Here is a 26,470-nt window from a genome sequence, read left to right as displayed (position 1 = left end):
GTATTCAGTCGCGTGGACGGCGAACGCGGCCTTCGTCACGCAACGAGAACGGTGTGAAGTGGGTGTCGGTGTCGTAGACGTCCACGCCTTCCGCACGCTTGAGTCCGTTGACGACCACATAGGTCACCGGCGTCATGACGACCTCGACGGCCACCTTCATCGTGAAGTTGAACGCGATCACCGCGATCAGCGCATCGTTGGTCCAGATGCCGTAGAAGGCGATCGGGTAGAACAGCAGCGAGTCTGCGCCCTGCCCGCAGATCGTCGAGCCGATCGTGCGCGTCCACAGGAAGCGTCCCTGCGTCCACAGCTTCATCTTCGCCATCACGTAGGAATTGACGAAGTCGCCCACCCAGTAGGCGAGGATGCTGGCGGCGACGATGCGCCAGGTGTTGCCGAAGACGATCTCGAGCGCAGGCTGCAGCGTCGCGTTCCAGGGTTCGTCCGGATGCGCGGGAATCGCCAGCACGATCGCCGACATGATCGTCGCGAAGATCATGGCGCCGAAGCCCGCCCAGATCGCGCGGCGAGCGCGGGCGTAGCCATACACCTCGGTGAGCACATCGCCGAAGATGTAGGCGACCGGGAAGAACAGGTTGCCGGCGCCGAAGGCGAACGCGCCGATCACCGGCAGCTCGATCACGCCGACCTTGCCCGGCCCGATCAGATTCGAGCACAGCAGAACCGCGACCATGCCGGCGACGAGAAAGTCGTAGTAGCGGAAGCTGTGCATCAGCAATTCGTCTTTATCGAAGCAATAACGGGTCGCGGTCCACCAGGCTCGGCATCCATGCCTCGCCAAGTGGATCCGGCCAGGGGCATCCGCTGCCCTTGGCGTTCGCCGCGCTCGCAAGCCGTGCTTGCGAAGCAGCGCGGCTCACCCATGCCGGCGACGAGGAAATCGTGGTAACGGAAGCTGTGCATCAGCGGCCCCAAACCCTGACCCAATGATGCCGCAACATCGCGGGCAATGCGGTTCAGCCGCCCAGGGTACGGTGCAGGTATTCGATCAGCCGGTCCTGTACCGCCCTGCGACGCAGGGCGTCGATGTGATCGCCGTCCGGAATGCGCCAGAAGGTCTTCGGCTCGCGCGCGGCGTCGTACAGGCGCTGTGAGTGCCGGGCGTCGACGATGACGTCGCGCCCGCCGTGGATCAGCAGCAACGGGATGGGGCTGATGTCGGCAACGACGTCGACCGCGGCGAAGCGATCGGAGATCAGCAGCGACAGCGGCCATTGCAGTGGCCAGGTCAGCCAGGGCTCGGCGAGCTTTTCGCGCGCAATGCGCCGGTAGGCCGAGAACGCACTGTCGGCGATCACCGCACTCACGTGCTCGCGCAGCGGCGAGGTGGCGACGGTACGGATCGCCACCGAGCCGCCGATGCTCTGGCCGAAGACGACCAGCGGGCCGGTCCGGGCGGTGCCGCGCCCGACGAGCCAGGCCAGCGCGGCCTCGGCGTCCTCGTGCAGCGCGTCGACGCCGGCGTCCCCTTCCGAGCGGCCGTAGCCGCGTGGGTCGAGCGCGAGCACGGCGTAGCCGCGTGCCGGCAGCCAGCTCACCAGATGCACGTGGGAGCTGAGGTTCTCGGCGTTGCCGTGCAGGTGCAGCAGTGTCGCCCTGGGCGTGCCCTGTGTCGGCAGGTGCAGGGCGTGCAGGCGACTGCCGTCGCGCGCGTCGATCCAGACATCCTCGGCATGCGTGCCGAGCGGGCGGTCCGCCAGGTGCTGCACGCGATCCGGGTACAGGAACACCGAGGTGCAGCCGCTCAGCAGGATGCCGAGCAGCGCCAGACCCAGCCGCGCGTATCGACGCATGTCGAGTCTCCGCCTCAGTAGTAGTGCTGGTAGCGCACCCCGATGGCCAGCGTGTCCTCGGGCTGCTGATCGCGCCACAGCACTTCCAGATGCAGCGCCTGCTGGCGCGACAGGCGCAGATTGTGGCGCAGCTCCGCACGCAGGCGCGTGTGGCCGTTGGCGAAGCGTTCCGCGCCGAGGCCCCAGTGCATCGTTACCGGCCCGAGGTCCTGGAGCCAGCCGGCACGCAGTCCCGCAGCCGGCTGCAGGGGATCGGCGAAACCGTGGTTGTATTCGAGCCGCGCCGTCGCCAGCGCATAGGCGAGGCTGCCGGACCACGGCGTGCGGCTGACGCCGGCGCCGCCGTTGACGTGCGCGACGCGATGTTCGCTGCCCGCGGTCCACTGGCGCTCGATGCCGGTGGTCACGGCCCAGGACAGCGGCTTGAAGAAGCGGTCGCGCGGGCTCAGCGAGACGATATCGACGATGTCGAGGCGGTTCAGGTCGACATCGCCGTCCTCGTCGATGCGCAGGTCGAAGTTGCCGAGGTTGATCTGTGCGCCCATCGGAAAGCCGTTGCGATTCTCCTCGAGGCTGTGCAGCGACATGCGCAAACCCAGGCTCAGGTACTCCTGGTTCTCCTCGCTCCAGGCACCGATCGCGAGGCGGCGGCTGCCGTGGCTGAGGTCCGGCGACGTGCCGGGGTCGGCCAGCGCTGTGTCCGGCGGCAGCGCCGCGGCCTGCTGCTGCAGGGCCTGCAGCAGCTGGTAGCTGCGCCGCGCAATGTCCGGATCGCGCGTGGTCTTGTCCTGCGAATAGCGCAGGTAGCGGTACGCCGCCTCGATCAGGCGTGCGCGATCGGTGGCCGGCATGGTCTGCAGGTCGGCGTCGTCGAGACGCTGCGGAGCCTCGCCGAGCTCGACGACCGCAGCGCGCAGGTTCTCCGGCAGCGCGTCGATACGCTGCTTGAGGACCGTGCCTTGCGCCGGGCGGAACGACTTGTCGTCGACCATGCCGGCCCCTTGCACCGCGCGTACGGTATCGATCGGAATTGCGGTCAGCGGAAAGCCGCTGGTCAGGTCAACGCCCGGACGCGCCACCTCCAGCAGTTCGAGCACGCGGTACGAGCAGTTCTCGTCGAAGAAGTAGTAGGCGAAATTGATCTGCCGCAGCTCCCACAGGTGCCGGATCAGGCGCTCGGTCTCTTCTTCGTTGAGATTGAGCGGATATTCCCAGATGTCGCGGTTCTCGCTGCGGTTGTATTCCTGGATTTTCTTGTAGTAGTGATCGACTTCGAACTGGCCCGAGTAACCGCCGGCGAGGCCCTTGAAGGCATAGAACAGGCCGTTGTCGTCGGCGTCGACCAGCGCGCCGAAGTTGACCGCGAACGACAGGTACTCGGAGCCGCCGTCGGCAGCGCCGCGGTCGAGGCGCAGCAGCGTGTGGCCGAACATCGACGACGGGCTGTTGAGGTAGTACGACGGAAACACCAGGACGACGCGCGTGGCCTGGACCAGCGCGCGAAACTCGCGGTACTCCGCACAGTCCGGCTGCGGCAGCTCGGGCAATTCGAGCTCGGTACGCAGCCAGTGCAGGCGGGCGACGAAACGGCACTGCGCATGGGCATCGCCCAGCTCGGCCGGCGCCGCGAATGCGGCCAGCGTCGCTTCGAGTTCGGCGCGGGGATCTTCGTGACCGCGTTCGTCGAGGAAGAAACGCGCGTCGTCTGCATCGCTCGCCCAGGTGCCGGGCCACGCGCCGGCCTTGTAGTGGCCGAGCTTGAGCCACACGTCGTGCTGCCACAGGGACTTGGCCTGTGCCTGCGTCCACGCGTCATCCGCCGATCGCGCAGCGGCCGGCATCAGCAGGATCAGCAACGACATCAGGACCGCAACGGGTGCGCGCATCGGATCCGGGGTTCAGGCGCCAACAAAAAGCCCGGCATCTCGACGATACCGGGCCCGATGATGCGACCGGGCTGCCGCGACGAGGCGGCAGTCGCGGCGGATCAGATCACGTACTGCGACAGCTGCATGTCAGCCTTCATCAGCGTCTCGAGTTGGGCAACCACTTCATCGGCGGTCACGCTCTCGTTCGGGAACAGCACGGCGAAGTTCTGGTGCGTCAGCGCCGCGAACGCCTCGCGATCTTCTTCGGCGACGCCGTATGCGACCGCAACGGCGGTCAGCGCATTGCCGTGGCCGACGGCGACGTCGGTCGAGAACTCGTCGAGCATTGCGTTGACCATGGCCTTGCCGCCGTAGGTCAGGGTGCCATTGACCGAGCAGCCATTGGTGCCCGAGGTCATGCCGAAGGTGGCATTGCCGGAGGTGCCGTTGGTGGTGCTGGCCAGGAAGTGCGGACCCATGCCCGACTTGCCCTTCATCAACATGTTGCCCCAACCGCAGTTCGGGCCGCCCGGGGCCTCGGCAAAGGCAACCGACGAAACCGCGAGCAGAACCGCGCCAGTCATCAGCTTCTTCATGTACGTCTCCCAGTGGTGTACGGAATGAATGGACATCGACCGCAAGCCGCGCCCGATACTAAGTCCGCCGCGAACGTAACCGCAAGGCGCCGGTCGGCGATGTGTCGCAGTTCTCGGTTCGCCCTGCGCAACAGGGTCGCCGGCGCGCGTCTGCGGCATGGCGGCCGGCGACACGCCGTTTTCCTACAGGAACTCCTTCGGATGCGGCAGCGGCGCCGGCGGTTCGAGGTCCTCAGGCTTGTACTGGTGGGGAAAGCCTTCGATCGGGCCGATGGCCTTGCGGTCGCGGGCAATGACCGGGCCGTTCTGGGCGTAGAGCGAGATCAGCTCGGCCACCGCGACCAGCGCCGACAGGTGGGTGCGCTCATAGCCATGGGAGGAATCGCCGCCGAACCCGATCAGAGCATGTCGGATGTCGAAACCCGCCCGCAGCGCCGCCGCGGAATCCGAGAAGTAGTACGGAAACACGTCGCGCTGGTGCTGGATGTTGTGACGCTCGCACAGGCCGATCAGCTCGCGCGTGAGGTGGTAGTCGAACGGACCGGAGGAGTCGCAGATCGCGACGGTGACGCCGTGCTCGCGAGAGTTCTGCCCGGTGGCGGGAATCGCGATGTCGATGCCGACCATCTCGCTGATGCGTTCGTCGAGAATCGCCGAGGCGCCGAAACCGACTTCCTCGGTGACGGTGAACATCGGATGAAAGTGCACCGGCAGGCTGATCTTTGACTCGATCAATGCCTTGAGGGCGGCGAGCAGCGCTGCCACGCCGGCCTTGTCGTCGAGGTGGCGCGAAGCGATGTAGCCGTTCTCGTGCAGCTCCGGCTGAGCATCGACGGCGATGAAGTCGCCGATGTTGACGCCGAGATTCCGCAGCTGCTCGACCGACTGAGCGTCCTCGTCGATGCGTAGTTCGACGTGCTCCCATCCGACCGGCTGCGTGTCGACCGCCTCGTTGTAGGCGTGTCCCGAGGCGAGCAGCGGCAGGATGGTGCCGCGGTATGCGCCGCGGTCGGTGAACAGCGTTACCCGCGCACCCTCAGCGAAGCGGCTCGACCAGGTGCCGAGCGGCAGCATGGTGATCCGCCCGTTGGGCTTGAGCGCGCGCACGATCGCGCCGATCGTGTCCAGATGCGCCACGACTGCGCAGGCCGGCCGGTCGGTCTCGCCCTTGAGCGTCGCCCGGATCGCGCCGCGGCGGGTCAGTTCGAACGGCACGCCGAGTTCGGTCAGCTTGCTGCAGGTGTAGTGCACGACCTCGTCGGTGAAGCCGACCGGACTCGGAATCGACAGCAGCTCGAGCATCGTGTTGCGAAGGAAATCGGTATCGATCGCGAGCTTCTGCATCAGTAGGTCTCCGGCGCTTCGCGCGTGACGCTGAACGGGAAAAGAAAGTCGAGAAAGCGCTCAGCGGTGGGTTGCGGCTCGTGATTGGCGAGGCCCGGGCGCTCGTTGGCCTCGATGATCACGTAGTCCGGTTTGGTCGGCGCCGCGACCAGCAGGTCGAGTCCGGTCACCGGAATCTCCAGCGCCTTTGCGGCCTCGACCGCGGCAGCGCAAAGCTGGGGGTGCAGCACGTGGGTCACGTCGTGCAGCGTCCCGCCGGTGTGGAGATTGGCGGTTTTGCGCACGGCGAGCTGGACACCCTGCTCGAGCACCTCGTCCATCGCATGGCCGGCGAGGCGCACGCAGCGTTCGGTTTCCGCATCCATCGGGATGCGCGACTCACCGCCGGTTGCGGCCTCCCTGCGCCGGGACAGTTTCTCGATGAGTTCGCGGATGCTGCGCCGACTGTCGCCGGTGATGACTGGCGGCTTGCGCACCGCGGCCGCGACGACCTTGTAGCCGATGACGACGATGCGCAGGTCCTCTCCCGGGCAGTAGCGCTCGATCAGCACGGTTTCGTCGTAGCGGCGCGCGGCATCGATGGCAGCGCGCAGGCCCTCGGCATCGCGGATGTCGACCGAGATGCCCTGGCCCTGTTCGCCATCGGCCGGCTTGACGACAACGGCGCCGTGCTCGTGCAGGAACGCGGTATCGGCATCGCTGCCGTCGGCCTGCCGCTGGTCCGGTGTGTTCAGGCCGGCGCCGCGCAGGATGCGCCGCGTGATGCGCTTGTCCTGGCAGCGCGACATGGCGACCGCAGTGGTCAGCTGCGAGAGCGATTCGCGGCAGGTGATCGAGCGCCCCCCGAACGTCAGCCGGAAGTAGCCGCTTTCCGCATCGAGGATCTCGACGCGGATGCCGCGGCGGCGCGCCTGATCGACGATGATGCGTGCATAGATGTTCAGGCCATCGTCCGGCAGGTCGGGGCCGGTGAACAGGCGCTCATTGATCGCGTTCTTGCGCTTGATCGCGAACACCGGCACGCGCTCGAAGCCGAGCTTCTCGTACAGCGCGATCGCCTGCTCGTTGTCGTGCATCACCGACAGGTCCATGAAGGCGCGTCCGCGATCCTTGAAGCGCGTGGCCAGATCGCAGGCCAGTGCCTGACCGATGCCGGGTTGCGGGGCCCCCGGGTCGACCGCCAGGCACCACAGGCTCGACCCCGCCTCGGGGTCGCCGAAGGCGTTCACGTGATCGACGCCGGTCACGGTACCGACGATACGCCCGCCCACGGTGTCCTCGGCGACGAGGTAGACGATGTTGGGTGAGTGGCGATGCGTCCACAGAAAGCCGGGATCGGCCGGCACCATCTGGCGCGACAGGTAGATGCGGTTGATCGCCTCGGCGTCCTCCAGCGTTTCCAGCGGCCGGATGCGCAGCCCCGGCGGCAGCGCCGGCGCGTCGAACGACGGCAGCGGCAGACGGAAGGTGTGCGAAGGGTCCAGGAACAGGTGCAGCGGCGACTGCGCCAGGATCACATGCGGATCGCGCACGTAGATGGCGATGTTGCGCGAGCCCAGACGTTCGTCCTGAACGGCCGTGGCGACATCCTCTGGGCGCTCGAAGGTGTGCGCGAGGATCAGCTTTCCCCAGCCGCATTCGAGGATCACGTCCTCGCGGTTGGGCTGGGCGTCGCCGTCGAAGCCGTAGCGGTGGTGGGCGAGGCTGGCGGGCCCGTCCACCGCATCCGGATGCGCCGAAGCCAGCGGCAAGGTCGCACCTTTCTTGCGTTTGCTCATCCGTGAGCCTCCCTCAGATGCCATGCGCCTGCAGCCAGCCTTCGAGCGCCGCGAGCTGCCACAGCTTGGAACCGCGCAGCGGCGTGATGTGCGCCTCCGGATCGGCGTACAGGGTTTCGACGTACTCGCGCCGGAACAGTCCGCGGTCGCGCGCCACCGTTGCATCGAGCAGCGAGCGTGCGTAGTCCAGAAAGTCGCCCTGCAGGTACTTCAGTGCGGGGACCGGAAAGTAGCCTTTCGGCCGGTCGATGACGGCCGCCGGGATCACCTGGCGCGCCGCTTCCTTGAGCACGTGTTTGCCGCCCTGTGCGATCTTGTGGCGTCCCGGAATGCGTGCGGCGATCTCCACCAGTTCGTGGTCGAGAAACGGCACGCGTGCCTCCAGTCCCCAGGCCATCGTCATGTTGTCGACGCGCTTGACCGGGTCATCGACGAGCATGATGGTCGTGTCCAACCTCAGGGCCTGATCGATAGGCTCCGGCGCGCCGGCCTGCGCGAAGTGTGCGCGGATGAAATCGCGCGAATGGTCGCCGGTCGCCATCCGCGGGTCGACGACCTGGAGAAACTCCTCGTGGCTGCGATCGCAGAACGCCGCGTCATACGTGGCCAGCGCGTCCTGCGTCTCCAGCATCGGCGGATACCAGTGGTAGCCGCCGAACACCTCGTCGGCGCCCTGTCCGGACTGCACGACCTTGCTGTGCTTCGACACCGCCTCGGAAAGCAGGTAGAAGGCCACGCAGTCGTGCGAGACCATGGGCTCGCTCATGGCGGCGAGCGCCTCGGGCAGGCGCGGCAGCAGCGTCCGGCTGTCGATGAAGATGCGCTCGTGCTGCGTCGCGTAATGTTTGGCGATGATGTCCGAGTAGCGGAACTCGTTGCCTTCCTCGCTGCCGACGTCCTCGAAGCCGATCGAGTAGGTCCTGACGTTGGCGTCGGCCTCGCTCATCAGGCCGACGATCAGGCTCGAATCGACGCCGCCGGAGAGCAGGGCGCCCACCGGGATGTCGGCCACCAGCCGCCGCTTCACTGCCGTGCGCAGCGCCGCGAGTGTCATGTCGCGCCAGTCCTCGAAGCTGCGCCGCGACTCCTCGGCGTTGCGCGCATAGTCCGGTTGCCAGTAGCGCCGCTGACGCGTCTGGCCGTCCGGCTCGACGACCATCAGCGTGGCCGGCGCGAGCTTGCGCACCCCCTTGAGCATCGTGTGCGGCGCCGGCACCACGGCGTGGAAATGAAGATAGTGGTGCAGCGCGACCGGATCGATATCGGTATCGACGTCCTTGGCCTTGAGCAAGGCCGGCAAGGTCGAGGCGAAGCGCAGACGCTTGTCGTTCAGCGAGTAGTACAGCGGCTTGATGCCGAGCCGGTCACGGCCGAGCAACAGGCGGCCGCTGTCGCGTTCCCAGATCGCGAAGGCGAACATGCCGTGCAGGCGCTGGACGAAATCCGCGCCCCAGCAGTGATAAGCCTTGAGCAGGACCTCGGTGTCGCCCTCCGACCAGAAGCGGTACCCCTTGGCCTTCAGTTCGGCGCGCAGCTCGGGATGGTTGTACACGGCACCGTTGTAGACGATGCCCAGTCCCAGCTCGTTGTCCAGCATCGGCTGCTGCGCATGCTCGGACAGGTCCATGATCTTCAGGCGCCGGTGGCCGACGGCAAGCGGACCGGTGCTGAAGGTTCCGGCCCCGTCCGGGCCGCGGCGCGCCATCGTCGCGGTCATCGCGGCGACGGCATCGGTGTCAGCGAGTCGTCCATCGTAACGGCGCTCGCCGGCAAAACCACACATAGAAACCTCCTGGAAGAGAAACGTACCTCAGGCTGCCGTGCTGGCGCTCGCCTGCGGAGAAATTGACGTATCGACGCTGCGCATCAGCGCAGCGATGCGGTCCACGGCATCGAGCAGGCCGGCCCGGTCGCTGGCGGTCAGCGCGGCAAATCCGCGCAGGAAGTCCGCGTGCATCAGCGGCGGTGCCTTGCCCAGCAGGCTGCGGCCGCGTGGGGTCAGCGCGACCAGCACACGGCGCCGGTCGTCATTGGCCCGCGACCGTCGCACCAGACCGCGGGCTTCCAGACGATCGAGGATCGACGTGACCGTGCCCTGGGTCAGGCTGACACGCTGGGCGAGCCGCCCCGCCGTCGGTGCGTCGCCATCGCTGCGCAAGGCCTCCAGCAGCAGCAACTGCGGCAACGTCAGGCCGGCGTCGTGCTCGATGGTCTTCGAGTACGTGTCCAGCGACTGGGCGATGCGACGCAGGGCGCCGAGCAGATGCAGGGTATCGGGCGACATGGCAGATATTTTGGACGCAAAACATTATTCCAGAAAAATGCTTTGAATGCAAAGCACCTCGCTGACCTCAGCTGCGGCGTGCTTTCGCGAAGGCGCATTGCCGGTTATGTTCGAGTGACGCAGCCGGAGTCGTTGCTGCGACGACAGCGGGAGGCCGAAGCGGAACGATATGAACATCGAGAAAGTGCTGTTCGGATTCTTCGTACTGCTCGCCCTGACGCTGAACTTCGGATTCGTCATGGGAGATATCGACGATCCGGACCACCACCATGTCTATGAGCTGTTCGCGGCCCTGGTCGTGAGCCTCGTCGCGACCGTCCTGAAATTCGGCGATCGCAGTCACATCGGTGCGGTATTGCTGGCCACCAGCCTCGTCGCGGATCTGCATCTGCTGGCAGCCGCGGCTGTCTGGGGAACGGCCAATCACATCACCGGCACCGGTAGCGACCCGGGCACCGTCGCGAGCGTCGTGTCCCTGGCCGGGGGTGCATTGCTGGCGAATCTGGCGTCGGTGGTGCTGCTGGTCATCGAGACCGCGAATCTGCGGCGCTGAAGCCGCCACACGGCACCGTGGAGGACGTCATCTACCTGTTCCTGCGGCGCATGCGCGCGCCGCTGATCGTGCTGATCGCCGCCTATTCGGTGTCGGTCGGCGGCCTGGTGCTGATTCCCGGTGTCGACGACCAGGGCAACCGTTGGTACATGGACTTCTTCCATGCGTTCTACTTCGTCAGCTTCATGGGCTCGACGATCGGATTCGGCGAGATTCCGTATCCGTTCACCGCGGCCCAACGCCTGTGGGTCGCGATCTGCATTTTCTTCACCGTGCTGGCTTGGCTTTATGCGATCGGGCGCATCTTTGCACTGGTTCAGGATCCGGCGTTCCGCCAGGCGATGCGCGAGGCGCGCTTCATCCTGGCCGTCCGCGCGATCCGCACGCCGTTTCATATCGTCTGCGGCTACGGCGAAACCGGCAGCCTGCTCGTGCGTGCGATGGCGCGACGGGGCTTTCAGTGCGTCGTCATCGATCGCGAGCAGGATCATCTCAACGCGCTGGCACTCGAATCGCTGGGTTCCGACGTGCCCGCATTCTGCGGCGACGTCGGCGACACACAGACCCTGCTGGAAGCCGGCCTGCGCAAGTCCTTGTGCCAGACGGTCGTGGCGGTTACCGACAGCGACGACGCGAACGTCAAGGTCGCGATCACCGCCAAGCTGCTGCACCCCAGCGTCAAGGTGATCTGCCGCTCCGGCTCGCAGTCGGCGTCCGACAATCTCGCATCCTTCAACACCGACCACATCATCAATGCCTACGACGCCTTCGGCGAGCATCTGGCGATGGCGATGCGCACGCCCAGCGTGCATCTCCTGCATGCCTGGCTGATCAGCCTGCCGGGCAAGAAGCTGCGTCCGCCGGTTACACCACCCTACGGCAAGTGGATCATCTGCGGACATGGCCGCTTCGGGCGCGCGGTGCGTCAGTATCTCGAGCAGGAGGGTAACCAGACAATCGTCATCGAGCAGCGGCCCGAGTGGGCGCCGTCTGACGCAGTGATCGGTCCCGCCACCGAGGCCGGACCCTTGTTGCAGGCGGGCGTCCGTGATGCTGTCGGCATCGTCGTCGGCATCGATTCCGATACCAACACGCTGTCGTCGGTCATGACCGCACGTGCACTGAATCCGAGGCTCTACACCGTTGCCCGCCAGCAGCGCCGTGCCAACACGGCACTTTTTCAGGCGGCAAAGATCGATCTGGTGATGGAGCCGAGCCGCATCATCGTCTGGCGCATGTTGCCGTTGATCACGACTCCGATGCTGACACGCTTCCTGCGCCTGTTGCGCACCGGAGACGAGCGTCGGGCGCAGATGATTCTCGAGCGGGTGCGCACGGTCTGTCGCGGCATGACACCGCAGACCTGGTCCGTCGACATCGGCATCGACGCGACGCCGGCGGTACAGGCGCTACTCGACAGCGGCCAGCCGGTGAGCGTCGGCGATCTGCTGCGCGAGCGCCTCGATCGGGACGAGCGGCTGCCGGCCCTGGCCTTGATGCACACACGCGGTGCGGAGAACGTCCTGATGCCGGACCCCGAGCGGTCGCTGCAGGCCGGCGACCGTCTCCTGTTCTGCGGCCGCGACGGCACCCGGCATGACATGGAATGGGTGCTGTACAACCGCAAGGCGCTCGAGTACGTCGTCACGGGCATCGATATCCCGGACGGCGCGGTGTGGCGCTGGCTTCGGCGTCGGCGTGCGGCGACGGCAGCAACGGGGCATCCCTGAGCCGTCTGACGCACTCGCCGCTCGGGCGCCGTCGGCGGCGCTCAGCCGCGGATCAACGCCAACGCCGATGCCGCGCGCACGCCCGGGAACACGCTGCCGACATCCGGATTGCCGAATCCCTGCGAAAGAATCTCGCCGAGCACGTTGCGGTAGTCGGTGGTGATGCGCAGCGCGCCGTCGTCGAGTGCCGCGGATTGCAGCCCGGGCCAGTCCGCGATGACGCGCCCGCCGTTGACGCGCCCGCCGAGGATGAACATCGCGTTGCCGCTGCCGTGATCGGTGCCCTGTGCCGCGTTCTCAGCGGCACGGCGGCCGAACTCGCTCATCGTCACGACGACCACGTCGTCGAAGCGCTCCGCGAGATCGGTGCGCAGCGCAGCCATGCCCTGCGCCAGTTCCTGCAGCTTCGGCGGCAGGGCGTTGCCTTCGTTGGCGTGGTGATCCCAGCCGCCGAGGTTGATGCCGATGGCCTCGATGCCCAGGCCGGACTTGATGTACTGCGCCGCCTGCAGCATCGCACGGCCGAAGGCGCCTGCCGGGTAGCTGGCGTCGGCCGCCGGCTCGATCTCGTGCGGGCGCAGCTCGCGAAAGGCATCGAGCACCGAGAACACGCGCTCGCCCTGTGCCACGTAGCCGTCGGCGATGCCCGCATGCAGCAGCGGCAGCGCCGCCTCCCACAACTCCGGCTCGCGCGAGCGGATGCGGAAGTCGGCGCTGCTGGCGACAGCGGCCGAATCCGGGCTGCCGGCCAGAGCCTGGTCCAGGGCAGTGCCGATGCTGATCGCGCGGATGCGCCGGCCGCTGCGGCCCGCCCCTGCGGTCGCGAGCAGGTGGCGGCCGACCCATCCACCGATGGCGCCGCCGCTGGCGATCTCCATGCCGGCCTGCGCACTGAAGTGCGAGCGATCGAGGTCGGGCCCGCCGGTGGCGTGCACCGCAGCCAGCCAGCCGCCGTCATACAGCGGCTTGAGCGGCGCCAGCGCCGGATGCAGACCGAAGTAGCCGTCGAGATCGAGCGCGCCGTCGGCGCTGCCCGGCTCGCCGACGGCGATGGCGGGACGCAGATCGTAGTAGTGGCCGTCCGCGTGGGGCACGAGAGCGTTGAGTCCGTCCATGCCGCCGCGCTGGAAGATCACGATGAGGGTTTTCGTGGCCATCTCGTGCGTACCTCAGCGCAGGTTGAACGCGGGCGATGCCAGCAGCAGGCCGGCGATCCGCTCGCTGGCCAGCACCAGGGCTTCGCCGCTGAGCGCGGCCGCTCCATCGCCGGCAACGGCGATCAGCGCTTCGCGATCGCGGGCACGCAGCGGACGCATCAGCAGGCGCGCACTCAGCGTGTCGACCAGCGAGACCGGCGTTTCGCTGCTGCCGACGTGATCGCTGGCCTGCGACTGTCCGAGCAGGCCGCGGGACTCGACCAGTGTTGCGGCGAAGTTCCAGCGCTCCATCAGGCCGGAGGTGCTGAGCCAGTATTCACCGCGGTCCGGATAGCCGTCGGGCGGAAACCAGCGGTGGGGCACCTGGCCGAGCCGGCTGAGCAGGTCGATCAGTCCGGCGCCGGGATAGTGCGAGGGGTCGGCGTCGAAGGCACGGATCGCCCCGCAGACGAAATCCAGCGGGCGGCGCAGCTTGCGGTCTGCGGCCGCCTGGAAGTCTGTGTGGCGCATCAGCACACGCAGCATCGATGGAATGTCGCCCTCGGTGCGGGCGTACTCCGCCGCCACGGCGTCGATGACCGCCGTCGGTGGATCGTCGGAGACGAAGCGTCGCGCAAGCCGGGTGGCGAGATGGCGCGCGGTCGACGGGTGTGCGGCGAGGATGTCGAGCACGCGCTCCCCGTCCTCCACGCCGCCGCCCGCCGCAATGCTGTGACCGAGCACGGTCTTGCTGTCGCTGTCGTGCTGGTTGGCATTGAACTGGAACGCGTACGTTATCCGGTCGGAATTCCAGCCGGTGAAGCAGCGTGCGACCTCGCGTACGTCGGTCTCGGTGTAGCCGCCGCCGTGGCCGAGCGTATGCAGTTCCATCAGCTCGCGCGAGTAGTTTTCGTTGGGCCCCTGCGCGCGATTGCTGCGCCCGTCGAGATACTCGAGCATCGCCGCACTCTTCGCCGTGGCATGCAGCAGCGTGCCGAAGCGCCCCAGTGCGTGAACCCGCACGACGTCGCGATCGAAGGCGATCTTGGCGCCGGGCAGGGTGCCGGTGACGTTCTCGACATTGAAGTGGTCGTTCCAGAAGTCGACCATGACCTCGAACAGCTGGCGATCGCTGTAGCTCGCGAGGAACACGGTTTTTTCGGCGAGTTGCTGTGTCGCCGCCAGCAGCTCCGAATTGCTCAGCGTCGACACCAGCGGCGTCGGCAGCTGCATCAGCGGAAAGTTCACCGTGGCCAGGAGCTCCGCGGTATCCGGCAGCAGTTGCGGCGCGAGCTGCGCATCGAGGTAGGCCTCGGCCCCCTGCGCCTGCGCGGCCTCAAGATCCTCGGCGGAGACGCCGAAGCGAGTCCGCTTGAGCAGGTGGACCAGCGGGTCGGGCTGCGGCAACGGGTCGGTTGCCGTCGTCGGATCGAGCGGATCACCGGCGACCGGGTCGACACCCGGCAGCGATACCGGCGCACTGCTGCCGCAGCCGGTCAGCGACGACAGTGCTCCCCCCGAATAGACCAGCGCGCACGCGCGCAAGAACTCCCTGCGATCCACGACGATCCCCAGCCGATGCACCCGGCGGGCCGGGCACCATGCGGGCCGCTGCGGTCTGCGGCCTGGTTCCGCAACCGCAGATTGTGCGGCTTTTGCGGGCGGCCGTCGTCGGGGAATACCCGGATGCCGGTCGCCCGTCTTTACTGCAGACGCAATCGGCGTACCAGATAGCGTGCGAGATTGCGGTACAGCAGGCATCCGAGCTGTGGGTCACGCTCCGTGACGGTACGGAACTGCCCGCTCGGCAGGAAGAACAGGCGCGTGTCCGAGAGCGCCCGTGCGGTCGCCGAGATGGGCTGGCCGTCGAGCAGCGAGTACTCGCCCAGGCAGTCTCCCGGACCGAGCGTCGCCAGCGGCTGCTCCGCACCGCTGTCGTCCCGGCGATACACGCCGATCGAGCCGGTCAGCACGATGAACAGGCCGAGGCCGCCGCGCACGTCCTGGAACAGCAGCGGATCGCTGCTCTTGAGTGCCAGCGCCATGCCGCGCTCCGCGAGCTCGGCGACGGCGGCAGCGGGCAGGTCCTGCACGATCGGCGAAACCTGCAGGGCGGCGGGATCAAGGGCTCGGTCGGTCATGGCATCCTCCCGGGCCGATCCTGAGCGGTCTGCTCGGAAACGACAAGGCCCCGTTGCCGGGGCCTCGAACAGATGCTGCGTGCGGGCTCCAAGGGGAGCCTCGCCGTCAGTGGCCGCCGCCCTCCAGCGACTTCACCGCCTGGATCATCGCCACCATGACCTTCTGCGCGTCGCCGTAGACCATGTTGGTGTTGTCGGCGAAGAACAGCTCGTTCTCGACGCCCGAGTAGCCCTTGCCCTGGCCGCGCTTGACGACGTAGGCCTGCTTGGCCTGGTCGACGTTGAGGATCGGCATGCCGTAGATCGGCGAGCTCTTGTTGGTGCGCGCCGCCGGGTTCACGGTGTCATTCGCGCCGATGACGATGGCCACGTCCGCCTCCTTGAACTCGTTGTTGATGTCTTCCATGTCGTAGATGATGTCGTACGGCACACCGGCTTCGGCGAGCAGCACGTTCATGTGACCGGGCATGCGTCCGGCGACCGGGTGGATCGCGAACTTCACCTCGACATCGGCGGCCTGCAGGATCTTCACGAACTCGTAGAGCTTGTGCTGCGCCTGTGCGACCGCCAGGCCGTAGCCCGGCGCGATGATGACCTTGGATGCGTAGCGCATGTTGATGCCGGCGTCGCCGGCGTCGATCGGCTTCATGCTGCCCTTGATCTCGCCCTGGCCTTCCTCGCCGGAGGCGCCGAAGTTCGAGAACAGCACGTTCGACACCGAGCGGTTCATCGCCTTGGCCATCAGCAGCGTCAGCAGCGTGCCGGCCGAGCCGACCACCATGCCCGCGACCATCAGCGCCGGATTGCCGATCACGTAACCCTCGAAGCCGACCGCGAGGCCGGTGAAGGCGTTGAACAGGGAAATCACCACCGGCATGTCGGCGCCGCCGATCGGCATGGCCATCATCACGCCGTAGACCAGCGACAGCACGAAGAACGCGGCGATCAGCTCGGGGCCGACGGCGCCGCCCTGGTAGACGGTCCAGGCGCCGATGCCGAGGATCGTCAGCAGGATCAGGCCGTTGACCGCCTGCAGTCCCGGGAAACGCCAGGTGCCGTTGATGCGGCCGTCGAGCTTGCCCCAGGCGATCAGCGAGCCGGACAGCGACACGGCACCGATGATTCCGCCGAGCACGGCCATGACCAGGATGATGTTGCCGTGCGCCTTGTGGCCGAACAGTTCGATCGCAGCGATCGCGGCGGCGGCGCCGCCGCCCATGCCGTTGTACAGCGCGACCATCTGCGGCATCGCCGTCATCTCGACCTTCTTGCCGCTCCACCAGGCCCAGCCGAGGCCGACCGCGAGCGCGACCACGCCGAGGATGATGTTGGTCTTGAGGAAGGGCTCGGCCTTCGGGTTCACATCGGCGATGTACAGGAAGGCCACCAGCACGGCGACGACCATGCCGACGCCGGCGACGACGATGCCGGAGCGCGCCGTCACCGGGGACGACATGCGCTTGAGGCCGTAGATGAACAGCAGCGTGGCGACGATGAAGGCCGCGTCGATGATGAATTGCGCGGTCATGGCTTAGCCCTTCTTCTTGTCGGACGGCTTGAACATTTCCAGCATGCGCTCGGTGACGACGTAGCCGCCCGCCGCGTTGCCGGCGCCGAGCAGCACACCGAAGAAGCCGATCGCCTGTTCCAGCGTCGAGCTGGCGTTGAACAGTGCCCACATCGCGCCGACGACGACGATGCCGTGGATGAAGTTGGAACCCGACATCAGCGGCGTGTGCAGGATCGCCGGCACGCGGCCGATGATCTCGTAGCCGGTGAAGGCCGCGAGCATGAAGATGTAGAGCGCGACGAAGCCAGTGATGGCTGTAGTTGCATCCATGAAATTCCCCTGTGATCCCTATGCGGTTCAGGCGCCTTCGACGGCCTTCTTCGCGGCCTCGTTCTTGATTTCACCGCCGTGCGTCAGCGCGGACTTGGCGAGCACCTCGTCGGTCCAGTCGATGTTGATCGCGCCGTCCTTCACGAACAGCTCGATCAGGTTGTACTGGTTCTTCGCATACAGCTCCGAGGCGTGTTCGGCGAGCAGCGACGGCACGTTCAGCGGTGCGTTGATCGTCACCTGGCCGACCTGGACCGACTGGCCCGGCTGCGTGTACTCGCAGTTGCCGCCGCCGTCTGCCGCCAGATCGATGATCACGGCACCGTTCTTCATGCCATCGACCTGCGCCTTCGAGATCAGCTTCGGCGACGGGCGGCCCGGGATCGCGGCGGTCGTGATGATGATGTCGGCAGCCTGGATGTGCTTGGTTACCACCGCGGCGATCTTGTCCTTCTCTTCCTGCGTCAGCTCGCGGGCATAGCCGCCTTCGCCACGCGCGTCGACGCCGGTATCGATGAACTTGGCGCCGAGCGACTCGACCTGCTCCTTCACCTCGGGACGCACGTCGTAGCCTTCGACCTTGGCGCCGATGCGGCGCGCGGTCGCGATCGCGGACAGGCCGGCAACGCCGACGCCCATCACCAGGATCGTGCCCGGCCGGATCGAGCCGGTTGCGAAGGTGGTCATCGGCATCATGCGGGCGATGCTGGTCGCGCCGAGCAGCGCGCCGTAGTAGCCCGCCAGTGCTGCCTGCGACGACAGCGCATCCATGGCCTGTGCGCGCGTGATGCGCGGCACCAGCTCCATCGCCAGCGTGGTGATCTTCTTGTCGCGGAGCAGCTTGGTCAGCTCCGGTTCCTTGTGCGCGTAGACGAACGACAGCAGGATGCTGCCTTCCTTCATCGCGTTGACGACATCGGCGGCGGGTGGCTGCACCGAGACGACGATGTCGGCGTCGGACACCAGACCCTGCGGGTTGGCCGCGGTCGTGATCTTCTTGAAGGCCTCGTCCGGAATGCGGCTGGCGATACCGGCGCCCGCCTGCATGTGGATCTCGCAGCCCAGCTTGGCCAGCTTGTCGGCGACGGCAGGCACCATCGCCACGCGTCTTTCGTTAGCGCGCGTTTCCTTGAGCACGGCGATTTTGACCGGCATGTACAACTCCCCTGTGACGAGTATCGAAGCCCCTGATGGCCGCCAGCCCGCTTCAGGCCGGGGCGCGAGCGGCCTGCAAGTCTAGCGGATGGACTGGGGAATAACACTCAGAAGCCCGGGCCTGCCGGTCGAGGAGCGTGGCCTGGATCACCTTTTCGCCGACACTGCACCGGGCTCGGCGCGGAGTCGGCGAACGGGCCGCCGGGGCGTAACATGGTCCGGACCATCGTGACCGGACTGCGGATGACGTCTCGCGCCTTGCCCAAGCCCAGCCTGCCCCTGGCCCTGCAGCCGGCCTCGGCGGCGATCGCGCAGGCCAAGTACTTCCGTCCGGGCGAGGATCTGGACGGGCTGCGCCAGCGGCTTGCCGTGGCCCTCGCCGGCAACGAGGCGCGACCCGACGAGTGGCAGGAGGCCTTCTACCGGACCCTGCACCATGCCTACCCCGGCGGTCGCGTGATGGCGAATGCCGGCGCGACGGACCTCAAGCCCGGCGTATCGACCATCAACTGCACGGTGTCGCGCACACTCGACGACTCGATGGCCGGCATCATGCAGGCCGCCAGCGAAGCGGCGCTGACGCTCAAGGCGGGTTGCGGCATCGGCTACGACTTCTCGACCTTGCGGCCGCGGGGCGCGCGGGTATCCGGCGCCGGCGCCACGACCAGTGGCCCGCTGCCGTTCATGGACGTGTTCGACGCCATCTGCCGCACCGTGTCCAGCGCCGGTGGCCGCCGCGGCGCGCAGATGGGCTGTCTCGACATCGGGCACCCGGACATCGAGGCCTTCATCACTGCCAAGCGTGAAGCCGGACGGCTGCGCGCCTTCAACCTGTCCTGCCTGGTCAGCGATGCGTTCATCGCCGCGGTGCGCGCCGATGCCGACTGGCCCCTGGTCTTTCCCGCGTTCGCATCCGAGATGCAGGGCGCGCTCGTCTGGCGGCACTGGCCGCGGCGCGATCACGACTACACGGTCAACGAGCGGGGCGAAACCGCCTGCCGCGTATACCGCACGGTGCGGGCACGCAAGCTGTGGCGGCTGGTCCTGCGCTCGACCTACGACACCTCCGACCCCGGGTTCATCCTGATCGACGAGGTCAATCGCACGAATCCGCTGTGGTTCTGCGAGGACATCCGAGCGATGAACCCCTGCGGCGAACAGCCGCTGCCGCCGTTCGGCGCCTGCCTGCTCGGCTCGGTGAATCTCGCATCGCTGGTGCAACAGCCCTTCACCCGCGCGGCGCGCTTCGATTTCGCGACCTATGCGGAGGTCGTGCGCGTGTTCGCGCGGATGCTCGACAACGTCGTCGAACTGCACGGCCTGCCGCTGGAGGCGCAGGCCGGGGAGATCGCGCGCAAGCGCCGGCATGGCATGGGCTACTTCGGGCTCGGCTCGGCGCTGACGATGCTCGGCATGCGTTACGGGTCGCCCGAATCCGTCGCCTTCACCGAACGGGTCACGCGCGACCTCGCGGTGGAGAACTGGCGCGCGGCGCTGGCACTTGCCCGGGAGAAGGGGCCGGCACCGGGGCTCGCCGAGGATGTCGAGATCACGCCCGCGCTGCTCGCACGCCAGCCGGCGCTGGCCGCGGATGGCATCGAGGCCGGCACGACGCTGCCCGCCCGCGTGCTGCACGCCCGCTACTCCGCGCATCTGCGGCGCATCGCCGGGGTCGATCCCGAGCTGGTTGCGCGCCTGGCCGAGGTGGGCGCGCGCTATACGCACGCCACCTCGATCGCACCGACCGGCACGATGGCAGCCTCGGTCGGCAACAACGCCAGCAACGGCATCGAGCCGAGCTTCGCCCACCACTACACGCGCAACATGATCGTGCCGGGCGAGAAGGCCAAGCGCGCGGTGCGCATGGAGTCGTACGAGCTGCTCGCGTACCGCCATCACGTGGATGCGAACGTCGATGCCGCGCAACTGCCCGATGTCTTCGCGGCGACGGCCGCGGGCACGGACCCGCGCGAGCACATCGCCGTACAGGCCGCGGCGCAGCGCTGGGTCGACGCCTCGATCTCGAAGACGATCAACGTTCCGACGGACATCGGTTTCGACGACTTCGAATCGCTGTACGACCAGGCCATCGACCAGGGCCTGAAGGGCTGCACGACCTTCCGCTTCAACCCGGACGTGCACCAGGGCGTACTGGTGACCGACCGCGACCTCGCCGCCACCGAGTACGAGTTCCGCCTTGCCGACGGCCGCACCGTGCGCCTGTCCGGCGACGCGCCGGTCGAATACGAAGGCGCCACCTACAGCGCGGCGAATCTCTACGATGCGCTCAAGGAAGGGTTCTACGGCAAGCTTTGACAACGGCTTCCAGTTGGCAGGTTTCCGGTTTCCAGAAACGGCTGAAAGACATGACGAAGAAGACCAGGCCTACACGTATCGATCAGCCCATCGTCGGCTGGTCGGTGTTCCGGCAGGCACCGGCGAACGAAGTTGCCGATGTCGATCCGCTGTCGCTGCGCATCGACCGCCGCGAGGACGGCAGCTGGGAATCGGTCACGACCAAGATCACGCTGACCTCGGCCAGCGGCACCAAGACCATCTACTTCGTGATCGGCTTCGGTGTCGTCTGTGGCCGCCAGCAGGGCCGGCCGCTGTGCATCGAGCGGCCACTGGAGTTCTTCGTGCCGGCGGGCCAGACCGCCGCCGAACACCAGTGGGTGTCGGCGACGATGCGGACGCTGTCGCTGGCTGCCCGCGGCGGCTTCCTGGTCAAGGCGCTCGCGGACCTGCGCAAGGTGTCCTGGGACCGCGGACCGGTCTGGTATGGCAGGAGCCGCGCCGGCAAGGGCATGGTCCACGACTCCGAGGTCGCCGCCATTGCCTGGGCCATCCAGCAGGAGCTGACCAAGCGCGGCTTTCTCGACGAGCGCGGCAACGAGCGTCCGCTGGCCGTGCTCGCCGAGCACTACGCCCGCACGCGCCAGTACCGCGACGCGCTGCCGCTGGACAACCCGCACGTGGGCCCGGAGCCCGGCGCCGACACCGCCGATGCGCAGCCGGCGCCGGCGCCGCTGCCGATCGTCGACCGCTGCCCCGACGCCAGCTGCCGCGGCGAGATGGTCATGAAGGACGGCTGTCCGACCTGCCTCGACTGCGGCTATTCGAAATGCGGCTGAGCCCGCGTGCGGCTATGGCGTGCGGACGGACATCGCCGCCGCTTCGCCGATCCCGCTGAGGGCGCCGTCGCGGAAGACCAGCGGCGTCGTCTCGTCGGGGGTCGTGTCGCCGTCCGAGTGCGTGCGGTGGGTGCGGTAGCGCAGGATGCGGATCTCGGTTCCGCCAGCCATGAAGGCTTCGGTGAAGTCCGGCTCGCCGAGCTGGGTGCGCACTGCGTCGAAACGCGTGCCGAGTTCGAGGCGGCTGATCGCGGCACGGTTGCGGCTCTCCTGGCGTTCGATCTTGTTGTAGTGATCGCCGCCGTAGTCGCCGTCGCCGCCGACGTGCAGCACGCAGCCGCTGGTGGCGAGCAGGGCTGCGAGGGCAGCCGTTCCGAGCATCTTTCGTGTCATGTCATCTCCCATGGGTGAGCGGTGAGGTGTGAAAACCGCAGGGCCCTCAAGCAGGACCGGTGCCAATCGGTTTTCTTCCATGAATCATGGAGTTGCCGATGCGGGCAGCAGGGCGCGCAGCCGTCCTTCGCCACAAGTTGGCGAGATCGGCGATGTCGCGGCAAGGCTCATCCGGCCGGATAGTAGGTGGGCGCGGCGGGTCCGACGGGTAGGCCGAGCGCGAACACCCAGACGTAGAACCAGGCAATCCAGCCGAGTGCGAAAGCGATCGTGTACGGCAGCATGCTCGCGATCAGCGTGCCGATGCCGAGGTTGCGCACGTACTTGCTCGCGAACGCGAGGATCAGGCCGAAGTAGCTCATCATCGGCGTGATCAGGTTGGTGGTCGAGTCGCCGATGCGGTAGGCCGCCTGGATCACCTCCGGGCTGTAGCCCACCAGCATCAGCATCGGCACGAAGATCGGCGCGGTCACCGCCCACTGCGCCGAGGCCGAGCCCAGCGACAGGTTGATCAGCATGCACATCAGGATGAACGGCAGGAACACCAGCGGACCGGTGAGGCCGATGTCCTGCAGGAACTGCGCGCCGAGCACGGCGACGATCTGACCGAGCTGGGTCCAGCCGAAGAAGGCGACGAACTGCGCGGCGAAGAACACCAGCACGATGTACAGGCCCAGCGTGCTCATCGAGCGCGCCATCGCGTCGATCACGTCGCGATCGCTGCGCATCGTCCCGGCGAGGCGCCCATAGACGAAGCCGGGCACGAGAAAGAACACGAAGACCAACGCGACGATGCCGCGCAGGAATGGCAGGATCGCCTCGATGCCCTCGGCCACGCCGGGCGTACGCAGCGCGCCCCACGACGGCACGACCATCAGCGCGACCAGCGCGGCGATGCCCAGCGCGCTGGCGCCGGCCCAGGCGAGCGCACGACGCTCGGTTGCCGTCAGCGGTTCGAGGCGGCGTGCCTCGTCGAGGTTCTCGGACGCCTGCGCCGGGTCGTAGCGGCCGAGCCGCGGCTCGACGATGTTCAGCGTGACCCAGGTCCCGAGCACCGTGATGATGACCGTGCTGGTCATCATGAAGTACCAGTTCACCGCCGGGTGCACGAAGTAGTCCGGGTCGATGATGTGCGCCGCGGCCTCGGTGATGCCGGCCAGCAGGGGGTCCACGGTGCCGATCAGCAGGTTCGCCGAATAGCCGCCGGAAACGCCGCAGAACGCCGCCGCGAGCCCGGCAAGCGGATGGCGCCCGAGCGCGAGGAAGATCGCGGCGGCCAGCGGGATCAGCACCACGTAGCCCATCTCCGCCGCGGTATTCGAGACGACGCCGGCGAAGACGATCACCGCCGTGACCAGCCGCGGCGGCGCGCGCAGCACCATCGCGCGGATCACCGCGCCGAGCAGACCGGAGCGCTCGGCGACGCCGACCCCAAGCATCGCCACCAGCACCGTGCCCAGCGGTGCGAAACCGGAGAAGTTGGTGACCAGGTTCTCGAGGATGCGCCGCAGCCCGGCGCCGTTGAGCAGGCTGACGACCTCGATCATGCCGTCGGCGGCACGTCCGGGCGCGCCTTCCGGGCGCGGGTCCGGTACCGCGAGGCCCAGGCCCGCGAGCAGGCCGGACAGCAGCACGATGAACAGGGCCAGCAGTGCGAACAGGGTGACCGGATGCGGCAGCAGGTTGCCGAGCCACTCGACGCCATCGAGAAAGCGGTCGAAGGCGCGGCGGCGCGCAGGCGCCTCGCGATCACGGTCGTTTGCGGGCGGCATGGGTGCTCAGCGGGCGGGAGTCGCCGACGTGGCGTCGGCGGGCCGGGTGCCCGATGGCTCGGCGGCGTCGGCGAGAATGTCGCGCATCAGCGCCTGGTAGAGCGAGTCGCGCCACACCAGGCGGGCGATGCCCGCGGCGATCAGGCTCGCCGCCATCAGCGGCAGGATCATGCGCTGGTCGAGCGTCATCTCGGACACGATCACCGCCGCAGTCAGCGGCGTCTGCGTCACGCCGGCGAAGTAGGCCGCCATGCCCAGGAGCACGACGGCGGCGGCAGGGGCGAAATCGATGAAGCGGGCGAGGTCGGCGCCGAGCCCGGCCCCGATCGCCAGCGATGGCGAGAACACGCCACCCGGGATGCCGCTGAGATACGACAGCACGGTCGCCGCGGCCTTGATCAGCGGGTACAGCAGCGACAGTTGCTCCGGCGTTTCGAGTGCGATCAGCGTTTCCCGGTAGCCGCTGCCGTAGGCGCTGCCCAGTGACAGCAGGCCGAGGACCGCCACGCCGAGTCCGCAGGCGGCTGGTACGCGCCAGCCCCAGCGCTGGCGCAAGCCGCGCACGCGCCGCGTGCCGGCGTAGAGCAGGCGGCTGAACAGGCCGCCGGCGAGACCGCCGACGAGGCCGCAGATCAGTACAGCGCGCCACTCGTGCCAGTGCACCAGATGCGCGTCGATGGTGCCGAGATAGACCCGGTGACCGAGCAGCGACATCGCCACCACGGCAGCGATGATCACCAGCAGCAACAGCGTGCCGCTGGCCTTCTCCTCGAGGCTGCGCGCCAGTTCCTCGAAGGCGAAGACGATGCCCGCGACCGGTGTGTTGAAGGCGGCCGCGACCCCGGCTGCGCCGCCGGCCAGGATCAGGCCGCGCTGCGTCGCCGGGCTCTTGTTGCGCATGCCGACGACATGCGCGATCGCCGCCCCGATCTGTACGGTCGGCCCTTCGCGGCCGACCGAGGCGCCGCAGGCGATGCCGACGACGGTCAGCACCATCTTCAGCGCCGCCGTCTTCAGCGACATGAGCTGCGCGCGCAGCACGCGCCCTTCGTTGCGCAGGGCCGCGAGCACCTGCGGAATGCCGCTGCCGGCGGCGCCGGGGGCGATGCGGGCCGTGATCCAGGCGACGGCGACCATGCCCAGCGGCGTGAGCAGCAGTGCGAGCCACGGCAGGCGCTCGTCCACGGCGAAGAACAGGTGCTGGGCCTCCTCGCTGCTCCAGGCGAAGGCGGCGGCAGCCAGGCCGATCGCGGCGGCGGCACTCCAGTAGGCGGCGCGCGGGCGCCAGCGCATCCACAACAGGCGCGCACGGCTGCGCAGCGGATAACGGCGACGGCTCATGCCCGCGGTCTGGCGCTGCGGGTTTGTCGGAGTTCGGGTGTTGTCCGGATCTTCATCGTTCGCGGCGGTCACGGCCGGCGGCACTCCGTCTCGGGCCGCGCCGCAGTCGCGAAGATACCATCAACGCGCCGGTCGTCCCGGCGCCGCGATCAGGATGCGAGTCGCAGCACCGGGCGGCGGCGCGCCGTGAGTTCGCTGACGAAGCCGTGCACCGCCTCGACCTCCGCGAGCGACAGGCCGCGCACCTCGACGGCACCGACGGCGCTGTCGTCCTCGCGCACGGCAACCGTGGTCACGCTGGTCGTCGGCAGGCGCGTGCCGTTGTGGTCGAGGGCGCCGTGCGGCTTGTGCGCCTGCAGCCGGCGGCCCAGCACGTGCCGGTCGGCGGCGTCGAGACCGACGCGATCGAGAACGGCGCAGATGTCGGCGATGAGACGGCGGTATTCGGCGGCCTGGCGGCGTGCTTCCTGCAGCGCAGTCGCATACGGTCGCAGCAGGCGGCGTTCGAGATCGCGCGCGATGACGTCCACGTCGCGCGTCGCGTTGACGCGTGCCGTCAGGGTGCGGCTGAAGCTGCGTTTGAATCCGTGCTCGTTCACGGTCGGCCAATGGGCGGCGCTCAGCGCCAGCTCGTCGCCATGGACCTGCACGTCGATGAGTCCCTGGTCCGGCGTGCGCAGCTGCAGCCCGCCGGTCGATGTCGTGGCCGGAGTGTGACCGGCGCCCCATCGTGTGCACAGCGCCGCACAGAGTTCCTCGATCGATGCACCCGATGCATCGCCTGCACGTGTGTTCATCGCAGCACCTCCACGCCCGTTCACGGACGACGTCTGAGGGGACTGCTCACCGATTCTTCGCCCGGACCGCGGCGTGGCAAGTCGGTTGCTGACCGACGGTCCCGCCGGGTTCGGGAACGGTGAGGCCGCTGGGGACGAGAGTGGAGAAACCATGCTGACGCACCTCTGAACGAAGCTTGTCAGCGTTATAGGGGGTCGCGGGCTCAAAGCCTGAGCCTGTGCGGCCGCGATCGACCGGCGGACGCGCGCCCTCGCCGCGGGGCGGCGGTCAGCCGAAGTGGCAGACGTAGTGCAGCGGTTCCAGCGCCTCGATGTCGAAAGCCGAGTCACCCGGCACCGAGAACGATTCGCCGCCACGGTACTCGCGAGGCGCGCTCTCGCCGGGCAGCGTCACCCGGCAGCGGCCTTCGACCAGCTCCATCACTTCCGGCGCGCCCGTGGTGAAGCGCAGCGTGGACGGCAGGATCACGCCGACGCTCTTGCGGCTGCCGTCGGCCAGGCGCACGGTGTGGCTGATGCACTTGCCGTCGAAGTACACGTTGGCCTTCTTCAGGACGGCCACCTGTTCGAGCGCGTCCATGGCCGGCTTCAGTCCTCGACCATCATGAAGTCGCCCTTGGAGGCGCCGCAGTCCGGGCAGGTCCAGGACTCGGGAACGTCTTCCCACGGGGTGCCGGGCGCGATGCCTTCGTCGGGCAGGCCCTTCTCTTCTTCGTAGACGAAGTCGCAGATCAGGCAGCGCCACTTCTTGTTGGCCATGAAATCACCGGTCTAGGTCAAAAAAAGGCGGCGCA

24 protein-coding genes are annotated in these 26,470 nt (G+C 67.8%); 4 read left to right on the top strand and 20 right to left on the bottom strand.

The window, feature by feature from the left end:
• Positions 1 to 4: 4 nt before the first annotated feature.
• From C8D93_RS17880 to C8D93_RS17845, 8 genes are all read right to left on the bottom strand, one after another.
• Positions 5 to 733, bottom strand: a complete 729-nt coding sequence (locus C8D93_RS17880; protein WP_110266609.1) for a queuosine precursor transporter — start codon at positions 731 to 733, stop codon at positions 5 to 7.
• 244 nt (positions 734 to 977) lie between these two features.
• Positions 978 to 1,814 (bottom strand): alpha/beta hydrolase, encoded by an 837-nt coding sequence (locus C8D93_RS17875; protein WP_110266608.1) that lies wholly within the window; start codon positions 1,812 to 1,814, stop codon positions 978 to 980.
• A gap of 14 nt (positions 1,815 to 1,828) precedes the next feature.
• Positions 1,829 to 3,700 (bottom strand): Lnb N-terminal periplasmic domain-containing protein, encoded by a 1,872-nt coding sequence (locus C8D93_RS17870; RefSeq protein ID WP_110266607.1) that lies wholly within the window; start codon positions 3,698 to 3,700, stop codon positions 1,829 to 1,831.
• 101 nt (positions 3,701 to 3,801) lie between these two features.
• Positions 3,802 to 4,278, bottom strand: a complete 477-nt coding sequence (locus tag C8D93_RS17865; protein WP_110266606.1) for a DUF3015 domain-containing protein — start codon at positions 4,276 to 4,278, stop codon at positions 3,802 to 3,804.
• A 183-nt stretch (positions 4,279 to 4,461) separates the two neighbouring features.
• Complete coding sequence (locus C8D93_RS17860) at positions 4,462 to 5,622, bottom strand: osmoprotectant NAGGN system M42 family peptidase (RefSeq protein WP_110266605.1); 1,161 nt, start codon at positions 5,620 to 5,622, stop codon at positions 4,462 to 4,464.
• A complete protein-coding gene (gene ngg, locus C8D93_RS17855) occupies positions 5,622 to 7,400 on the bottom strand; it encodes an N-acetylglutaminylglutamine synthetase (protein WP_110266604.1) in 1,779 nt (592 codons plus the stop codon). Before ngg ends, C8D93_RS17860 begins: the two co-directional genes overlap by 1 nt.
• A 13-nt stretch (positions 7,401 to 7,413) precedes the next feature.
• Positions 7,414 to 9,183: an N-acetylglutaminylglutamine amidotransferase gene (locus C8D93_RS17850; RefSeq protein ID WP_110266603.1), complete on the bottom strand. Its 1,770-nt coding sequence runs from the start codon at positions 9,181 to 9,183 to the stop codon at positions 7,414 to 7,416.
• Between the two features lie 27 nt (positions 9,184 to 9,210).
• Entirely contained in the window at positions 9,211 to 9,684 is a 474-nt protein-coding gene (locus tag C8D93_RS17845) for a MarR family winged helix-turn-helix transcriptional regulator (RefSeq protein WP_110266602.1), read from the bottom strand.
• 169 nt (positions 9,685 to 9,853) lie between these two features.
• On the opposite strand from C8D93_RS17845, the gene C8D93_RS17840 reads away from it, so the two are divergent.
• Together C8D93_RS17840 and C8D93_RS17835 are read left to right on the top strand one after the other, a co-directional pair.
• Positions 9,854 to 10,237, top strand: a complete 384-nt coding sequence (locus C8D93_RS17840) for a DUF6394 family protein (RefSeq protein WP_110266601.1) — start codon at positions 9,854 to 9,856, stop codon at positions 10,235 to 10,237.
• Between the two features lie 17 nt (positions 10,238 to 10,254).
• Positions 10,255 to 11,967, top strand: coding sequence for a potassium channel family protein (locus C8D93_RS17835; protein ID WP_110266600.1), 1,713 nt, complete (start codon positions 10,255 to 10,257; stop codon positions 11,965 to 11,967).
• A gap of 41 nt (positions 11,968 to 12,008) precedes the next feature.
• Here C8D93_RS17835 and C8D93_RS17830 read toward each other — a convergent pair whose 3' ends face one another.
• The 6 genes from C8D93_RS17830 to C8D93_RS17805 all read right to left on the bottom strand — a co-directional run bounded on the left by C8D93_RS17830 (position 12,009) and on the right by C8D93_RS17805 (position 18,239).
• On the bottom strand, positions 12,009 to 13,124 hold the full coding sequence (locus C8D93_RS17830) for a DUF1501 domain-containing protein (protein ID WP_110266599.1): 1,116 nt from the start codon (positions 13,122 to 13,124) through the stop codon (positions 12,009 to 12,011).
• A gap of 12 nt (positions 13,125 to 13,136) precedes the next feature.
• Positions 13,137 to 14,666, bottom strand: coding sequence for a DUF1800 domain-containing protein (locus C8D93_RS17825; protein WP_170124094.1), 1,530 nt, complete (start codon positions 14,664 to 14,666; stop codon positions 13,137 to 13,139).
• Positions 14,667 to 14,806: 140 nt separating this feature from the next.
• Positions 14,807 to 15,244 carry a Crp/Fnr family transcriptional regulator gene (locus C8D93_RS17820; protein ID WP_110266597.1) on the bottom strand — a complete coding sequence of 146 codons (438 nt, stop codon included), beginning with the start codon at positions 15,242 to 15,244 and terminating at the stop codon, positions 14,807 to 14,809.
• A gap of 106 nt (positions 15,245 to 15,350) precedes the next feature.
• A complete protein-coding gene (locus C8D93_RS17815; protein WP_110266596.1) occupies positions 15,351 to 16,772 on the bottom strand; it encodes an NAD(P)(+) transhydrogenase (Re/Si-specific) subunit beta in 1,422 nt (473 codons plus the stop codon).
• 3 nt (positions 16,773 to 16,775) lie between these two features.
• On the bottom strand, positions 16,776 to 17,084 hold the full coding sequence (locus tag C8D93_RS17810) for an NAD(P) transhydrogenase subunit alpha part 2 (RefSeq protein WP_110266595.1): 309 nt from the start codon (positions 17,082 to 17,084) through the stop codon (positions 16,776 to 16,778).
• 27 nt (positions 17,085 to 17,111) lie between these two features.
• Positions 17,112 to 18,239, bottom strand: coding sequence for an NAD(P) transhydrogenase subunit alpha (locus C8D93_RS17805; RefSeq protein WP_110266594.1), 1,128 nt, complete (start codon positions 18,237 to 18,239; stop codon positions 17,112 to 17,114).
• Between the two features lie 213 nt (positions 18,240 to 18,452).
• On the opposite strand from C8D93_RS17805, the gene C8D93_RS17800 reads away from it, so the two are divergent.
• Both C8D93_RS17800 and C8D93_RS17795 read left to right on the top strand, forming a co-directional pair.
• Complete coding sequence (locus C8D93_RS17800) at positions 18,453 to 20,555, top strand: adenosylcobalamin-dependent ribonucleoside-diphosphate reductase (RefSeq protein ID WP_245903980.1); 2,103 nt, start codon at positions 18,453 to 18,455, stop codon at positions 20,553 to 20,555.
• Between the two features lie 50 nt (positions 20,556 to 20,605).
• Positions 20,606 to 21,373 carry a ribonucleoside-diphosphate reductase gene (locus C8D93_RS17795; protein ID WP_110266593.1) on the top strand — a complete coding sequence of 256 codons (768 nt, stop codon included), beginning with the start codon at positions 20,606 to 20,608 and terminating at the stop codon, positions 21,371 to 21,373.
• Between the two features lie 12 nt (positions 21,374 to 21,385).
• On the opposite strand, the gene C8D93_RS17790 is transcribed toward C8D93_RS17795, so the two are convergent.
• The 6 genes from C8D93_RS17790 to C8D93_RS17765 all read right to left on the bottom strand — a co-directional run bounded on the left by C8D93_RS17790 (position 21,386) and on the right by C8D93_RS17765 (position 26,435).
• Entirely contained in the window at positions 21,386 to 21,766 is a 381-nt protein-coding gene (locus tag C8D93_RS17790; RefSeq protein ID WP_170124093.1) for a DUF3192 domain-containing protein, read from the bottom strand.
• A gap of 167 nt (positions 21,767 to 21,933) precedes the next feature.
• Entirely contained in the window at positions 21,934 to 23,538 is a 1,605-nt protein-coding gene (locus C8D93_RS17785; RefSeq protein ID WP_110266591.1) for an AbgT family transporter, read from the bottom strand.
• 6 nt (positions 23,539 to 23,544) lie between these two features.
• Positions 23,545 to 24,879 (bottom strand): chloride channel protein, encoded by a 1,335-nt coding sequence (locus C8D93_RS17780; RefSeq protein ID WP_146216647.1) that lies wholly within the window; start codon positions 24,877 to 24,879, stop codon positions 23,545 to 23,547.
• Between the two features lie 149 nt (positions 24,880 to 25,028).
• The gene (locus tag C8D93_RS17775; protein WP_110266589.1) at positions 25,029 to 25,676 is read right to left on the bottom strand and encodes a hypothetical protein; all 648 of its coding nucleotides are present in this window, start codon (positions 25,674 to 25,676) and stop codon (positions 25,029 to 25,031) included.
• Between the two features lie 268 nt (positions 25,677 to 25,944).
• Positions 25,945 to 26,256, bottom strand: coding sequence for a pyrimidine/purine nucleoside phosphorylase (gene ppnP, locus C8D93_RS17770; protein WP_110266588.1), 312 nt, complete (start codon positions 26,254 to 26,256; stop codon positions 25,945 to 25,947).
• 8 nt (positions 26,257 to 26,264) lie between these two features.
• A complete protein-coding gene (locus tag C8D93_RS17765) occupies positions 26,265 to 26,435 on the bottom strand; it encodes a rubredoxin (protein WP_110266587.1) in 171 nt (56 codons plus the stop codon).
• Positions 26,436 to 26,470: the final 35 nt, after the last annotated feature.

This window comes from Sinimarinibacterium flocculans, from assembly GCF_003201205.1.
Taxonomy (GTDB): domain Bacteria; phylum Pseudomonadota; class Gammaproteobacteria; order Nevskiales; family Nevskiaceae; genus Solimonas; species Solimonas flocculans.
Note: the sequence above shows the minus strand (reverse complement) of the source record. Positions and strands in the feature narration are given on the sequence as shown.

Coding starts and splice junctions, on each gene's coding strand:
- C8D93_RS17815 (WP_110266596.1), bottom strand. CDS start 16,772: ATGACCGCGCAATTCATCATCGACGCGGCCTTCATCGTCGCCACGCTG.
- C8D93_RS17795 (WP_110266593.1), top strand. CDS start 20,606: ATGACGAAGAAGACCAGGCCTACACGTATCGATCAGCCCATCGTCGGC.
- C8D93_RS17790 (WP_170124093.1), bottom strand. CDS start 21,766: ATGACACGAAAGATGCTCGGAACGGCTGCCCTCGCAGCCCTGCTCGCC.
- C8D93_RS17850 (WP_110266603.1), bottom strand. CDS start 9,183: ATGTGTGGTTTTGCCGGCGAGCGCCGTTACGATGGACGACTCGCTGAC.
- ngg (WP_110266604.1), bottom strand. CDS start 7,400: ATGAGCAAACGCAAGAAAGGTGCGACCTTGCCGCTGGCTTCGGCGCAT.
- C8D93_RS17800 (WP_245903980.1), top strand. CDS start 18,453: ATGGTCCGGACCATCGTGACCGGACTGCGGATGACGTCTCGCGCCTTG.
- C8D93_RS17820 (WP_110266597.1), bottom strand. CDS start 15,244: ATGACCGACCGAGCCCTTGATCCCGCCGCCCTGCAGGTTTCGCCGATC.
- C8D93_RS17875 (WP_110266608.1), bottom strand. CDS start 1,814: ATGCGTCGATACGCGCGGCTGGGTCTGGCGCTGCTCGGCATCCTGCTG.
- C8D93_RS17765 (WP_110266587.1), bottom strand. CDS start 26,435: ATGGCCAACAAGAAGTGGCGCTGCCTGATCTGCGACTTCGTCTACGAA.
- C8D93_RS17845 (WP_110266602.1), bottom strand. CDS start 9,684: ATGTCGCCCGATACCCTGCATCTGCTCGGCGCCCTGCGTCGCATCGCC.
- C8D93_RS17840 (WP_110266601.1), top strand. CDS start 9,854: ATGAACATCGAGAAAGTGCTGTTCGGATTCTTCGTACTGCTCGCCCTG.
- C8D93_RS17865 (WP_110266606.1), bottom strand. CDS start 4,278: ATGAAGAAGCTGATGACTGGCGCGGTTCTGCTCGCGGTTTCGTCGGTT.
- C8D93_RS17880 (WP_110266609.1), bottom strand. CDS start 733: ATGCACAGCTTCCGCTACTACGACTTTCTCGTCGCCGGCATGGTCGCG.
- C8D93_RS17780 (WP_146216647.1), bottom strand. CDS start 24,879: ATGAGCCGTCGCCGTTATCCGCTGCGCAGCCGTGCGCGCCTGTTGTGG.
- C8D93_RS17805 (WP_110266594.1), bottom strand. CDS start 18,239: ATGCCGGTCAAAATCGCCGTGCTCAAGGAAACGCGCGCTAACGAAAGA.
- ppnP (WP_110266588.1), bottom strand. CDS start 26,256: ATGGACGCGCTCGAACAGGTGGCCGTCCTGAAGAAGGCCAACGTGTAC.
- C8D93_RS17860 (WP_110266605.1), bottom strand. CDS start 5,622: ATGCAGAAGCTCGCGATCGATACCGATTTCCTTCGCAACACGATGCTC.
- C8D93_RS17830 (WP_110266599.1), bottom strand. CDS start 13,124: ATGGCCACGAAAACCCTCATCGTGATCTTCCAGCGCGGCGGCATGGAC.
- C8D93_RS17775 (WP_110266589.1), bottom strand. CDS start 25,676: ATGAACACACGTGCAGGCGATGCATCGGGTGCATCGATCGAGGAACTC.
- C8D93_RS17785 (WP_110266591.1), bottom strand. CDS start 23,538: ATGCCGCCCGCAAACGACCGTGATCGCGAGGCGCCTGCGCGCCGCCGC.
- C8D93_RS17810 (WP_110266595.1), bottom strand. CDS start 17,084: ATGGATGCAACTACAGCCATCACTGGCTTCGTCGCGCTCTACATCTTC.
- C8D93_RS17870 (WP_110266607.1), bottom strand. CDS start 3,700: ATGCGCGCACCCGTTGCGGTCCTGATGTCGTTGCTGATCCTGCTGATG.